The organism is Verrucosispora sp. TAA-831 (assembly GCF_050780145.1).
In the GTDB taxonomy this organism is placed as follows: domain Bacteria; phylum Actinomycetota; class Actinomycetes; order Mycobacteriales; family Micromonosporaceae; genus Micromonospora.
The window spans coordinates 5,756,611-5,770,216 of the sequence record NZ_CP192240.1 but is presented as its reverse complement, the minus strand read 5'-3'; the positions used below and the strand labels follow the sequence as shown (position 1 = coordinate 5,770,216).

Sequence of the window (13,606 nt, the reverse complement as noted above, 5' to 3'; positions counted from 1 at the left end):
GCGCGTCGGGGAGTGTCGCAGGGCCGTGATGGGATGGCGGGATGCAGGCGTACCGGTTGGTGCGTCGGTCCGCCGGGCCGACCCAGGGCACCGCTCCGCCCGCCGGGCCGTCGGAGAGCACGGTTCGGCACGCTGGCCTGCCTGAGGACGCGGATCAGGCCGAGGTCGTCGCGCACACCGACGGGCCGATGCTCGTCCTCGGTGGACCGGGCACCGGGAAGACCCGCACCCTCGTCGAGGCGGTGGCCGCCCGGGTCGAGGAGGGGGTCGACCCGGAGCGGGTCCTGGTGCTCACCTTCAGCCGCCGGGGCGCCGCCGACCTGCGGCACCGGATCGAGGCGCGGATCGCCGCGAACGGCCGACGGGTGGTGCGTGAGCCGCTGGTGCGTACCTTCCCGGGGTACGCGTTCGGGCTGTTGCGGAGGGCCGCCGCCGAGCGGGGCGAGCCGTCGCCACGGCTGCTCACCGGTCCCGAACAGGATCTGATCATCCGCGAGTTGCTGGACGTGGTCGGCGAGGAGCCCGGCGACGAACCGGTCGGCTGGCCGGAGGAGCTGCGGCCGGCACTACGTACCCGCGCGTTCGCCGCCCAGCTCCGTGACCTGCTGATGCGCGCGGCGGAGCGGGGCGTCGGCCCGGTCGAGCTGGCCCGGCTCGGCGAGCGGCTGGGCCGCGCCGACTGGCCGGCCGCGGCCCGCTTCCTGCGCGAGTACGTCGCGGTGCTGGCGCTGCGGGACGTCGCCAACCGGGGCTCGGTCGCGTACGACCCGGCGGAGCTGGTCCGGGCGGCCACCGGCCTGCTGCGCGACGACGCCGAGGTGCTGGCGTCCGAGCGACGTCGCCTGGCGTACGTCTACGTCGACGAGCTGGCCGACACCGATCCCGCCCAGCTCGACCTGCTGGACACGGTCGCCGGGGGCGGTACGCCGCTGGTCGCCTTCGCCGACCCGGACTCCTCCACGTACGCCTTCCGGGGTGCCGACCCGGGTGGCGTGACGACGTTCCCGCACCGGTTCCGCACCGCCTCCGGCGCGCCGGCCGCGCAGGTGCTGCTCACCACCAGCTACCGCGCGGGGGAGCGGCTGCTCGCCGCCGTGTCCCGGCTCGGTCGGCGGCTGCGTGGACCGGCGGCACACCGGCGGCTGCATCCGTTGCCCGACACACCACCGGGCACCGTCGAGGTCCGCACCTTCCGCTCGGCCACCAGCGAGGCGGCCTGGCTGGCGCACGCGCTGCGGGAGGCGCACCTGCTCGACGGCGTGCCCTGGGCCCGGATGGCGGTGCTGGTCCGCTCGACCGGTCGGCAACTGCCCGGGTTGCGTCGGGCGTTGCACGCCGCCGGCGTACCCACCGTGGTGCACGGTGAGGACCTGCCGTTGCACCTGCAACCGGCGGTCGCGCCGTTGCTGCTGCTGTTGCGCTGCGCGTTGGAGCCGGAGCGGCTGGACGAGGAGGCCGCCGTCGCGCTGCTGCACTCCCCGCTCGGCGGTGCCGACCCGCTGGCGGAGCGGCGGCTGCGGCAGGGCCTGCGCGCGCTCGCGCTGGCCGGCGGTGACCGGCGGCCCTCCGGTGAACTGATCGTCGAGGCGCTGCGCGACCCGGCCGAGCTGGCCGGGGTGGAGCGGCGCTGGGCCGAGCCGGCGCAGACGGTGGCCGGGCTGCTGGCCGTGGCCCGCGAGACGGCCGGTCGGCCGGGCGCAGGCGTCGAGGACGTGCTCTGGGCGGTCTGGCAGGCCAGCGGACTGGCCGAGCTGTGGTCCGCCGCGCTGGCCCGGGGCCCGGCCGTGGCCGGGGAGGGGGACCTGGCCCGACGGCGTCGGGCCGAGGCAGCCGACCGGGACCTGGACGCGGTGCTGGTGCTCTTCGACGCCGCCGCCCGGTTCACCGACCGGTTGCCGGGTGCACGGACCGAGGTCTTCCTCGACCACGTGCTCGGCCAGGAGCTACCCGCCGACACGCTCGCCTCCTCCGCCGACCGGGGCGACGCCGTACGGCTGCTCACCGCCCACGCCGCCAAGGGCCTGGAATGGGATCTGGTCGCCGTCGCCGGGGTGCAGGAGGGCGTCTGGCCGGACCTGCGGTTGCGCGGCAGCCTGCTGGGCTCGGAACGGCTGGTCGACGTGATGACCGGTCGGGCGGACGGTGCCGGTGAAGTCGCCACGCTGGTCGGGCAGACCTCCGCGCTGCTCGACGAGGAACGGCGGCTGTTCCACGTCGCGGTGACCCGGGCCCGACGGCGACTGCTGGTCAGCGCGGTCGCGTCGGCCGCCGTCGGCGGCGACGACCACGAGGAGCAGCCCAGCCGGTTCCTCTACGAACTCGGTCCCGCCCACCCACCGGGCCCGGAGGTCGACGACCGCGACGAGGCGCAGAGCAATGACGACGCGCAGAGCAATGACGATGCGCAGGGCCGGGGCGACGCGCAGGGCCGGGGCGACGGTGCCGGGGCGCGGGCGTTGCCGCTGAGTCGGCCGCCCCGGGCGTTGACCCTGCCGGCGCTGGTGGCGGAGCTGCGTACCGCGGTGGCCGACCCGGCGGCGACGACCGCCCGGCGGCACGCGGCGGCGACCGAACTGGCCCGACTGGCCGCCGCGGGGGTCGCGGGCGCGCACCCGGACGACTGGTGGGGGCTGCGCCCGCTCTCCGACGACCGGCCCCTGGTGGACGAGGGGGAGCCGGTCCGGGTCACCCCGTCGGCGATGGAGAGCGCGCTGCGGTGCAGCCTGCGCTGGCTGCTGGAACGGCACGGCGGAAGCCCACCGGCCAGTGCCGCCCAGGGCGTCGGCAACCTGGTGCACGCGGCGGCGATGCTCGCCGAGGACGCCAGCGCCGACCGGGGCGCGCTGCTGGACTACGTGGCCGCCCGGTTCGACGCGATCGAGCTGGCCGCGCGGTGGATGGTCGGGCCGGAACGGACCCGCGCCGAGGCGATGGTGGACAAGCTGCTGCGCTGGCTGGCGGCCAATCCGCGTCGGCTGCTCGCCATCGAGCACGAGTTCGCGGTCCGCCTGGACGATCCGCACCGGCCGATCGAGCTGGTCGGACGGGTGGACCGGCTGGAGGTCGACGAGGACGGCCGGCTGGTGGTGGTGGACCTCAAGACCGGCAAGTCCACCGCCGTGACCGAGCGGGACCTGGCCGAGCATCCGCAGCTCGGCGCGTACCAGGCGGCGGTGGAGGCGGGGGCGTTCGCCGAGTACGGCGACGAGCCCGGCGGTGCGGCCCTGGTGCAGCTCGGTACCGGCGCGCGGGACGCCCGGGAGCAGGCCCAGGCCGCCTCGACCGACGGGCCCGAGGCCGGCTGGGCGACAGCGCTGGTCCGGCGGACCGCCGATACGATGGCCGCCGCCACCTTCGCCGCGGTCGCCAACTCGAAGTGCCGGGTCTGCCCGGTACGGACCAGTTGCCCGGTCTCCGGGCAGGGACGTCAGGTGGTCGAGCCACCGACCGTCCGGCGACCGGAGCACCAGGAGTGAGCGTGTCAGCTCCGAAGAGGGCCGCATGACCCAGCCCGCACTGTTCAACCCCGCGGCACCGGCACCCCGGGCGGCGGCCGTCGGTCCCCGGTACACGCCGCTGGAGCTGGCCAAGCTGCTCAAGCTTCCGGCACCGACCCGGGAACAGGCGGCGATCATCGCAGCCCCGGTGGAGCCGCTGCTGGTGGTCGCGGGCGCCGGTTCGGGCAAGACCGAGACGATGGCCGCCCGGGTGGTCTGGTTGGTGGCCAACTCGTACGTCCGGCCCGAGCAGGTGCTCGGTCTCACCTTCACCCGCAAGGCCGCCGGTGAGCTGGCGCACCGGGTGCGTACCCGGCTCGACCAGTTGGTGCGCCGGCTGGGGCGGCGCGGACGGGACCCGCTCGACGACCCGTTCGCGGGCGAACCGACGGTGGCCACCTACCACTCGTACGCCGGACGGATCGTCACCGAGCACGGCCTGCGGGCCGGGTACGAGCCCTCCACCCGGCTGCTGACCGAGGCGTCCCGTTGGCAGCTCGTGGACCTGATCGTGCGCAACTACGACGGGGACATGTCCGAGGTCGACCGGATGCCCAGCACGGTCACCGACGCGGTGCTGGCGCTCTCCGGCGAACTGGACGAACACCTGGTCGACCCGGACGCGCTCGCCGCCTGGACCGGCCGGTTCTTCGCCGAGGTGCAGTCCCTCCCCGGACGCGTCTACGCCGACGTGCGCAAGGCGCTCGCGCTCCAGCAGACCCGTCTGAAGCTGCTGCCGCTGGTGCGCGCGTACGCCCGGCGCAAGGACGACTTCGAGGCGATGGACTTCGCCGACCAGCTCGCCCGGGCCGCCCGGGTGGCCCGGGACCATCCCGGCGTCGGCGAGATCGAGCGTGGGCGCTACCGGGTGGTGCTGCTCGACGAGTACCAGGACACCAGTCACGCCCAGGTGGTGCTGCTCGGCGCGTTGTTCGGCGGTGGGCACCCGGTGACCGCCGTGGGTGACCCCTGCCAGTCCATCTACGGCTGGCGCGGGGCCAGCGCCGGCACCCTGGACCGCTTTCCGACCGAGTTCGCCCGCACCGACGGGGAGCCGGCCCAGGTGCTCGGGCTGACCACGAGCTGGCGGAACCGGCCGGAGATCCTCGCCGTGGCGAACGCGCTGTCCACCCCGTTGCGGGCGGCCGGTGCGCAGGTGCCGGAGCTGCACGCCGCGCTCAGCGTCCGCGACCCGATCCCGCACCGCAGCGCACGCGGTGTCGCCGCCGGCACGGTGCACTGCGCGTTGCTCCCGACGTACGCCGACGAGGCCGACTGGATCGCCGACAGCGTGCTGGCCGCCTGGCGGGGTGCGGCCCGGATGCCGGGGGCGCTGCCCGAGCAGATCCCGGTGACCCTGCGCCCGACCACGGCGGTGCTGGTCCGGCTGCGCAGCCAGATCCCGGCGATCGCGGGGGCGTTGCGGGAGCGCGGCCTGCCGGTCGAGGTGGTGGGGCTGGGCGGGCTGCTGGACACCCCGGAGATCCGCGACGTGGTGTGCACGCTGCGGGTGCTGGCCGACCCGACCGACGGTGCCGCCCTGTTGCGCCTGCTGACCGGTGCCCGGTGGCGGATCGGGCCACGGGACCTGGTCGCACTGCACCGCCGGGCCAAGGCCATCGCGGCGGCCCGTCGCCAACTCGCCGACGACGGGACGGCCGAGATCACACCGGACCGCCTCGACGAGGCGACGCTGGTCGAGGCGCTGGCCGACCTCGGCCCCGCGCAGGCGTACTCGGCCGAGGGCTATCTGCGGCTGCGCGCGTACGCCCGGGAGCTGGGTCTGCTGCGCTACCGGCTGGACCAGTCGCTGCCGGAGCTGATCGCGGACGTGGAGCGGACCACCGGCCTGGACGTGGAGGTGGCGGTGCGGGCCGGTGGCGAGGGCGCCGGTGACGCCGGCCTGGCCCGCAGTCACCTGGACGCGTTGGGCGACGTCGCGGCGCGGTTCAGCGGGGAGACACCGGGGGCCACGCTCGCCGGGTTCCTGGCCTACCTGGCCGCCGCCGAGGACGAGGAGCGCGGCCTGGCACCGGGCGAGGTGGAGGTGGTCGAGGGGGCGGTGCAGATCCTCACCGCACACGCGGCCAAGGGGCTGGAGTGGGACGTCGTCTCGGTGGCCGGGCTGAGCCGGGGGGTGTGGCCGGGGCCGGTCCGCAGCTCCGACCACTGGCTGGGCGGGCTGGGGGTGCTGCCGTTCCCGTTGCGCGGCGACGCCGACGGGCTGCCCGACCTGGCCCTGGCCGATCTGGACGACCAGCGGGGCGTGGCCCGGGCGATGGAGGACTTCACCGACGCCTGGCGGGCGCACGACGAGCGGGAGGAGCGCCGGCTGGCGTACGTCGCGGTGACCCGCCCGCGTCGTCTGCTGCTCTGTTCCGGGCACTGGTGGGGTGAGGGCACCAAACGTCCGCGCGGCCCGTCCGGGCTGCTGCGCGAGGTGCACGACGCCTGCCTGGACGCCGGGGCCGGTCACCTGGTCGACGAGTGGGCGCCCGAGCCGTCGCCGGATGCCGTTAACCCGACCACCGAGGTGGTGGTCCGCGCCGAGTGGCCGGCCGACCCGCTGGGCGTACGCCGCTCCACGCTGACCGAGGCGGCGGCGCTGGTCCGACGTCACCTGACCGACGACGCTCCGGACGCCCCGGACGACGGGCCTCCGGATCCGGAGGTGGCCCGGTGGCGGCGGGAGGCCGATCTGCTGCTCGCCGAGCGGGCGGAGCTGACCCGACTGTCCGGCCCGGTCGAGGTGACGCTGCCCGAGCACCTCTCGGTCACCCAACTGGTCGCGTTGCGTCGGGATCCGGCGACACTGGCCCGGTCGCTGCGCCGGCCGTTGCCGACCGCACCGAACCCGTACGCCCGTCGGGGCACCGCCTTCCACGCCTGGCTGGAGCAGCGCTTCGGCGCGGACCGGCTGCTCGACACCGACGAGTTGCCCGGTGCGGCGGACGCCGACGCCGCACCCGACGAGGCGCTGGCCGAGCTGCAACGGCGGTTCCTGAGCAGCGAGTGGGCGGACCGTACGCCGGTCGAGGTGGAGGTGCCGTTCGCCACGGTGATCGGCGGCGTGGTGGTACGCGGCCGGATGGACGCCGTGTTCCGTCGTCCCGGCGACCGCTTCGACGTGGTGGACTGGAAGACCGGTGCCCAGCCCATGGGCGCGGGGGCCGAGGTGGCCTCGGTGCAACTGGCGGTCTACCGGTTGGCCTGGGCCGAGCTGGCCGGTGTTCCGGTCGACCGGGTGGGCGCGGCATTCCACTACGTGCGGGACGGGGTGACCGTCCGTCCGGCGGACCTGCTCGACGTCGACGGACTGACCGCCCTGATCACGTCGCTACCGGAAATCGGGCAGGACGGGTAGCGCGGGCCCGAATTCGTGGTACTGTGCCCGCGTTGCAGTTTTGGTTCCAGCTCTGTTTGCGCCTGGCGGATTGTGGCCCCAGGCGCTCTTTGTTATGTCCGGACCTCTCCGGGCGGGGCGACCAGCAGCGACAGAAGTTCCGGGAACCGCCCGGAGCTCTCCACTCTTTCGAACTCGCAGCAGGTGCGGGTTCGACGTTCCGTCAAGGAGACGAAACAAGCATGGCTATTGGCACCGTCAAGTGGTTCAACGCTGACAAGGGCTTCGGCTTCATCACCCCGGACGGCGGCGGCGCCGACGTCTTCGCCCACTTCTCGGCCATCCAGAGCTCCGGCTACCGCAGCCTGGACGAGAACCAGCGTGTCGAGTTCGAGGTCGTTCAGGGCCAGAAGGGCCCGCAGGCGGAGAACATCCGCCCGCTCTGATCTACCGGGTTCGCCCGCGACGGCCGGGCCGCCTCCGCCACCCACTGGGACCGGAGGCGGTCCGGCCGTCCGCATCTCGGACGGCCGGTTTGGTGGAACCCTGAGTCGGTAATCAGCCGTCCTACCGTCGGGTGGGCGACTGTCACCACCACCCGGCTGGGGAACGCTGGGTGCGGGGGGATGAGCCGGGGGGATCGGCTCAGCTCGGGGAGGAACGACCATGGTGGGTTCGGCGGCGGTGCGGGAACTACTCCTGGTGGTCGCGGTGGCGGCTGTCGGGCTGCTGCTGGCCACGGCGGTGGCGTTCGCTCCCTGGCCCGTCACGCCGGGCGGGGCGGCCCCGTCCGGCCTGGTCGACCTGCACGGACCGGCCGCCACCGCGCGGCCGGGCAGCGCCGCCGGGTGACGCCGGCTGCGCCCGGTGAAAGGAAGGGCACCTTCCTAACGCCTCGGGTATAGCAGGGGTCCCCGGCTAACAGCTCCCGGTCACCACGACCCTTACCCACCTCCCCGGCTCGATGGAGGCGTTAGGGTCGGTTCCGTGCCGACGCGCAGAGCGAGAATCCCAGCCGCGAAGTACCCCGTCGAGCGGTTCACCCTCGACAACGGGCTACGGGTGGTCCTGACTCCCGACCGCAGTGCCCCGGTGATCGGCGTGGCGGTGGTCTACGACGTGGGCATACGGTCCGAGCCCGAGGGCCGTACCGGCTTCGCGCACCTCTTCGAGCACCTGATGTTCCAGGGCTCGGAGAACCTGGAGAAGCTCGCCCACTTCCGGCACGTCCAGGGGGCCGGCGGCACCTTCAACGGCTCCACCCATCTGGACTACACCGACTACTACGAGACGCTGCCGAGCAACGCCCTGGAACGGGCGCTGTTCCTGGAGGCCGACCGGATGCGCGGCCCTCGGCTGACCGAGGAGAACCTGCGCAACCAGGTGGACGTGGTCAAGGAAGAGATCCGGGTCAACGTGCTCAACCGGCCGTACGGCGGGTTCCCCTGGTTGACCCTGCCGCCGGTCATGTTCGACACCTTCCCGAACGCGCACGACGGGTACGGGTCCTTCGACGACCTGGAGTCCGCCACCGTCGCCGACGCGGCCGACTTCTTCCGGCGCTACTACGCCAGCGGCAACGCCGTGCTCGCGGTCAGCGGCGACATCGACACCGCCGAGGCCGTCGAGCTGATCGAACGGCACTTCGGCGACGTACCGGCCCGCCCGGCGCCGGCCCGGCCGGACTTCGCCGAGCCGGAGCCGACCGCGGAGCGGCGCACCGCGTACGACGACAAGCTGGCCCCGCTGCCGGCGGTGGCCTCCGGCTGGCGGGTGCCCGACCCGATCGGGAACTTCGCCGACTACCTGCCCTTCGTGGTGCTGGCCGAGGTGCTCACCGACGGCGACGCCTCGCGGCTGGTCGAGCGGCTGGTGCACCGCGACCGCACGGTCACCAGCATCGGGGGTTACCTGGGCTTCATGGGTGATCCGTTCGACGTCCGCGACCCGACCGCCATGCTGATCCAGTCCCATCTGCCACCCGGCGGCGACGTCGACAAGGTGCTGCGCACCGTCGACGAGGAGTTGGACCGGGTCGCCACGGACGGACTCACCGAGGGTGAGCTGGCCCGTACCCAGGCCCGGATGGCCACCCACCTGCTGCGCGACACCGACGCGGTGCTGGCCCGCGCGTTGCGGATGGCGGTGCTGGAGCAGCAGCGCGGCGAGCCCGGCCTGCTCGGCGAGCTGCCCCGGCTGGTCGGTGAGGTCACCGATGAGCAGGTCCGCGCCGCCGCGGCCACCCTGCGGCCGGAGCGCCGCGCGTCCGTCGAGGTGATCGCGAAAGGTGGCCGCTCATGAGTACCCCGACGCGAACGCTTCCGCCGCTCGGCCCGACCCGCCGGCTCAAGCTGCCCCGACAGGCCGAACGCACGCTCGACAACGGGCTCACCGTGATCGTGGTACGCCGACCGGCGGTGCCGCTGGTGGAACTGCGTCTGTGGATGCCGTTCGTCCGTGCCCACCTGGCGCGGGGGCACCTGCTGGCGCAGACCCTGCTCTCCGGCACCGAGACGATGAGCAGCGTGCAGATCGCCGCCGAACTCCAGCGGATCGGCGGCGGGCTCTCCGCCGGGCTCGACCCGGACCGGCTGATGCTCTCCGGCACCGCGCTGGCCACCGGGCTGGACCGGATGCTGGAGATCCTGGCCGACGTGGTCACCGGTGCCAACTACCCGGCCGGGTGGGTCGGCGTCGAGCGGGATCGGCTGGTCGACGGGATCCAGGTGGCCCGGAGCCAGCCCGCCCATCTGGCCCGGACCGCGCTGTTGCGGCGGATCTTCGGCCGACACCCGTACGCGGTCCAGACGCCGGAGCCCGAGCAGGTCCGGGCGGTCCGTCCGGCCGCCCTGCGTACGCTGCACGCCCAGCGGGTCCGACCCGCCGGCGCGGTGCTGGTGCTGGTCGGTGACGTACACCCGGAGCGGGCGCTGGACGCCGCCGAGAAGACGCTCTCCGGTTGGCAGGGGGGTGAGCACGCGGCCGAGGTGCCGCCGGTCCCGCCGCTGGAAACCGGCCCGCTGCTGCTGGTCGACCGGCCCGGTTCGGTGCAGTCGTCGATGCGGATGGCGTTGCCGGCGGTGCCGCGCACCCATCCGGACCACGCGGCGCTGCAACTGGCCAACCTGATCTTCGGCGGCTACTTCTCCTCGCGCTGGGTGGAGAACATCCGCGAGGACAAGGGCTACACGTACGGCCCGCACTCGATGGTCGAGCACTCGGTGGGTGGTTCGGTGCTGCTGGCCGCCGCCGAGGTGGCCACCGAGGTGACCGCACCGGCGCTGCTGGAGACCACGTACGAGTTGGGCCGGCTGGCCACCGTGCCGCCGAGCCAGGAGGAACTGGACCAGGCCCGGCAGTACGCCCTCGGCACGCTCCAGCTCGGCATCGCCACCCAGGCGGGCCTGGCGTCGTTCGTCAGCGCGTACGCCGGGAGCGGGTTGCGGCTGGACTTCCTGTCCGAGCATGCGGCCCGGCTGGCGAAGGCGAGCGTCGACGACGTCACCGAGGCGGCGGCCCGCTACCTCGCCCCGTCCCGCGCGGTCACCGTCGTGCTCGGAGACGCCGAGCGGATCGCGCCCTCGCTGTCCACGCTGACCCCGGTCCAGACCACACCGGCGACACCGTGAGCGGCCCCAGCGGTAGCAGCCAGTCGGACGGCTGGGGACAGCCGGTCGACTGGGTGCTACAGGGGGAGGCGGCCCCGCCGTTGGCCCGCGCCACGTTGGACCGGGCGGCGCATCGGCGTACCGATCCGCAGTGGCTGGCGGCGGCCTGGTCGGGCGCCCGGGTGCTGGTGCTCGACGTCGAGGCCGGCGGTCGGGCGCTGGTGCGGACCGACACCCCCGTGCCGGAGCTGGTCCTGGAGTCGGCGGACGACCTGCCGTCGACGCTGGCCGACGACGCGGTGTTCCTCGGGGTGGAGCCGGACGGCGTGCCGGTCTTCTGCGTGCACACCGCGCTGACGGTGCGTCCGGACACCCGGTCGGCGCATCTGCGGGGTGTCGGGCACCTGCTCAGCGACCGGGACGCGGGACTGTTCACCACGGCGCTGGCGCTGACCAACTGGCACCTGCGGCACCTCTACCATCCGGTCACCGGCGCGCCGACCCGCACCGACGAGGCGGGATGGTCCCGGGTCGACGAGTCCGGTGAACGGGTGTGGCCGCGTACCGACCCGGCCATGATCGTGCTGGTGCACGACGGTGTCGACGGTGTCGACGGGCGCTGCCTGCTGGGCAACAACGCCGCCTGGCCCAGCCCGGAGGGGCAGCGCCGGTTCTCCTGCCTGGCCGGGTACGTCGAGCCGGGAGAGTCGGCCGAGGCCACCGTGCTGCGGGAGGTACGCGAGGAGGTCGGCGTGCCGGTCCGCGAGATCACGTACGCGGGCAGCCAGGCGTGGCCGTTCCCCGGCTCGCTGATGCTCGGCTTCCTGGCCACCGCCGACCCGGAGCACCCGGTCCGGCCCGATCCGGCCGAGATCGCGCAGGCCCGTTGGTTCACCCGGCAGGAGATCGGTGCCGCGCTCGCCGGTCGGCACGTGGATGCCGGCGGCGACCGCCTGCTGCTGCCCCCGCCGTCGTCGATCGCGCTCTTCCTGATCCATCGCTGGTTCGACGGGCACTGCTGAGATGTAAGGAAGGGTCCCCTGCTATCGCCCAGGCGATAGCAGGGGACCCTTCCTTACATTCACGCCGAGCACTGCGCCCGGTGCGGCGCGGGTCTGCGTGCGGGGGAGTGCGGCCCCGACCCGTGGCCGTCGTTGCCGCGGCGGCCACGGGCCGGGGACACGGGCCGTCGTGGTCGGCTGGGTGAGGAACACGGCGGGGGAGCCGGTCGACCACGACGGACGTGGGAGGTCAGGTGCCGGGCGGTCCCGGGCGGGACCGCCGGCGCCTCGGATCGTCGAGCGGCAGCACCTTGACCCGTTGCCTGCCGGAGCGTACGGCGCCGACGGTGGCGATGGCCCGGGCGAGGTGCAGGGCGGCGTCGCGGTCCTCGGCGTGCACGACCTGGCGACGCGGCTCGGGCCGGGTGGTCTCGTCCCGCAGCCGACGACCGCCGACCCAGGCGGCCGTGATGTCGGTGTCGGCGACGGCGCGAATGTCGGTGCGAACGATCAGGAACCGCATGTGGGTCTCCGATGTGCCGCGACGGGCGGAACCGTGGAAGTTCCATGTCACTACCCGGCCATCGTACGCCCGGTCGGCATCTCAGCAAGTGAAACTCGGCGATTGTTTCCAGCCCCGTCCGATCATCCGATGCCTGCTCACCGGGGTGGTCGGCGCGGACGACGACGGGGCCGCCGGTGACGTACCGGCGGCCCCGCGAGACGTGCCCGGACTAGTTCAGGTCGAACTGCCCGTTCTTCGTGCCGGAGATGAAGCCCAGCCATCCGGCCCGGTTGAACAGCAGGACCGGGCCACCCCGGTCCTTGCTGTCGCGCAGCGCCACCGCGGCGGGACCGGTGCCCAGCGGTGCGACCTCCACGCAGTTGGAGGTCTGGCTGCGCGTGCTGGTACGCCAGGGCGCGTGCGCGAGCTGGGCGAGGACGGACGGCGTGGTGCGGATGTCGTTCATGGTTGTGCTCCTGACGTGGACCGATGGATCGGGTGGGGACGCACGTGTCGGGCGCGGCCCCTCCTCGGTCACCGCTCCGTCAGGCTCCCGGAGGAACCACGGCGCTGGGCCGGCGCCGTTGCCGATCCATTGACCACAGTGGACTGTGCTCCCGTACCGGTCAGCCGTTCCGACGCCTTGACCAGCCAGGAGTGGGTGTCCGTTGCGGAAAGTGCCGCCGTACGTAGCCACTCGAACACCACTTTATAGTGATTTAGGTTGATTACGTCGGTCGACATGACGTCGGTGAAGCCACCTTCGATGGCGAGCGTCTCCGGATCGAGTGGATCGGCGAACCGATAGACCGAGAACGCGGTCGGCGGCAGGTACCACTGCCCGATCGGCGTCTCCCTGGGCAGCACGTGCAGCGTGACGTTGGGGAGCATGGCCAGCTCGCAGAGCTGGGCCAACTGCTCCAGGAGCACGTCGGGCGGCCCGGCCCGGTGCCCGAGCGCCGCCTCTTCCAGCACCGCCGTGTACCGGGGCGCGTCGTGCTCCCGGGTGAGCAGTCGCTGCCGGGCCTGCCGGGCCCTGACCTGCGTTTCGGTCTCCTCCTCGGTCTCCGGGTCGCCCGCCTCCCGGCCGACCTGGTAGGCCGAGGAGAGCCGGACGCGGGCGTACCCCGGCGTCTGCAACAACCCCGGCACCAGCACCGGGTTGTACTCGGAGATCTCGACGCAGCCCGCCTCCAGCTCGGCGAAGCCGCGTTGCTGCTGCGTCATCGCCGGATAGTTCTTGAGCCAGCCGCGCATGTCGCCGGCCTCCTCGGTGATGCCGAGCAGTTCCGCCCGACGTGCCTCGTCGGCGCGGTAGAGGTCGAGCAGGTCCCGGACGTCCTGCGGGTCGGGCCGGCTGCGGCCGTTCTCCAGCCGGGACAATTTCGACGCGGAGGCCCAGCCGACACGCTCGATGACCTGGTCGCCGGTGAGCCCGGCGGCTTCGCGCAACTGGCGCAGTTCGCGGCCGAGCCGCTGCCGACGCAGGATCGGACTGGGTGCGGCAGGAGGCACGGTGTCCTCTTTTCCGTCGACCGCCGCAGACGCGACGGTAACTGTATGAAATTCGCCCCCCACGGCCAGTATGGACGTCGCGACCGGCGCCGGAGGTACCGGCGGGGGCGTGTCATGAGAAATACGGACACCCGACA

At 73.6% G+C, this 13,606-nt stretch carries 10 protein-coding genes; 7 read left to right on the top strand and 3 right to left on the bottom strand.

Translation table 11 applies throughout. The features are described 5' to 3' along the window. Window positions 1-41 precede the first annotated feature (41 nt). From ACQVFL_RS25610 to nudC, 7 genes are all read left to right on the top strand, one after another. Window positions 42-3,476: an ATP-dependent helicase gene (locus ACQVFL_RS25610; RefSeq protein WP_431727763.1), complete on the top strand. Its 3,435-nt coding sequence runs from the start codon at window positions 42-44 to the stop codon at window positions 3,474-3,476. A 25-nt stretch (window positions 3,477-3,501) separates the two neighbouring features. Beyond that, window positions 3,502-6,861 (top strand): ATP-dependent helicase, encoded by a 3,360-nt coding sequence (locus ACQVFL_RS25605; protein ID WP_431727762.1) that lies wholly within the window; start codon window positions 3,502-3,504, stop codon window positions 6,859-6,861. A 221-nt stretch (window positions 6,862-7,082) separates the two neighbouring features. Continuing rightward, entirely contained in the window at window positions 7,083-7,286 is a 204-nt protein-coding gene (locus ACQVFL_RS25600; RefSeq protein WP_013735772.1) for a cold-shock protein, read from the top strand. Between the two features lie 220 nt (window positions 7,287-7,506). Next, window positions 7,507-7,692: a hypothetical protein gene (locus tag ACQVFL_RS25595; protein WP_396690505.1), complete on the top strand. Its 186-nt coding sequence runs from the start codon at window positions 7,507-7,509 to the stop codon at window positions 7,690-7,692. 135 nt (window positions 7,693-7,827) lie between these two features. Next, complete coding sequence (locus ACQVFL_RS25590; protein WP_431727761.1) at window positions 7,828-9,141, top strand: M16 family metallopeptidase; 1,314 nt, start codon at window positions 7,828-7,830, stop codon at window positions 9,139-9,141. Then, complete coding sequence (locus ACQVFL_RS25585) at window positions 9,138-10,469, top strand: M16 family metallopeptidase (protein WP_396690509.1); 1,332 nt, start codon at window positions 9,138-9,140, stop codon at window positions 10,467-10,469. The genes ACQVFL_RS25590 and ACQVFL_RS25585 overlap by 4 nt, the downstream gene beginning before the upstream one ends. A gap of 53 nt (window positions 10,470-10,522) precedes the next feature. Further along, on the top strand, window positions 10,523-11,470 hold the full coding sequence (gene nudC, locus ACQVFL_RS25580; RefSeq protein WP_396690989.1) for an NAD(+) diphosphatase: 948 nt from the start codon (window positions 10,523-10,525) through the stop codon (window positions 11,468-11,470). Window positions 11,471-11,699: 229 nt separating this feature from the next. Here the strand turns inward: nudC and ACQVFL_RS25575 are convergent, their stop codons facing one another. The 3 genes from ACQVFL_RS25575 to ACQVFL_RS25565 form a co-directional block, all read right to left on the bottom strand. After that, a complete protein-coding gene (locus tag ACQVFL_RS25575; RefSeq protein ID WP_396690511.1) occupies window positions 11,700-11,972 on the bottom strand; it encodes a hypothetical protein in 273 nt (90 codons plus the stop codon). Window positions 11,973-12,183: 211 nt separating this feature from the next. Next, window positions 12,184-12,420: a DUF397 domain-containing protein gene (locus tag ACQVFL_RS25570; RefSeq protein WP_396690512.1), complete on the bottom strand. Its 237-nt coding sequence runs from the start codon at window positions 12,418-12,420 to the stop codon at window positions 12,184-12,186. A gap of 68 nt (window positions 12,421-12,488) precedes the next feature. After that, entirely contained in the window at window positions 12,489-13,469 is a 981-nt protein-coding gene (locus ACQVFL_RS25565; RefSeq protein ID WP_431727760.1) for a helix-turn-helix domain-containing protein, read from the bottom strand. Window positions 13,470-13,606 lie beyond the last annotated feature (137 nt).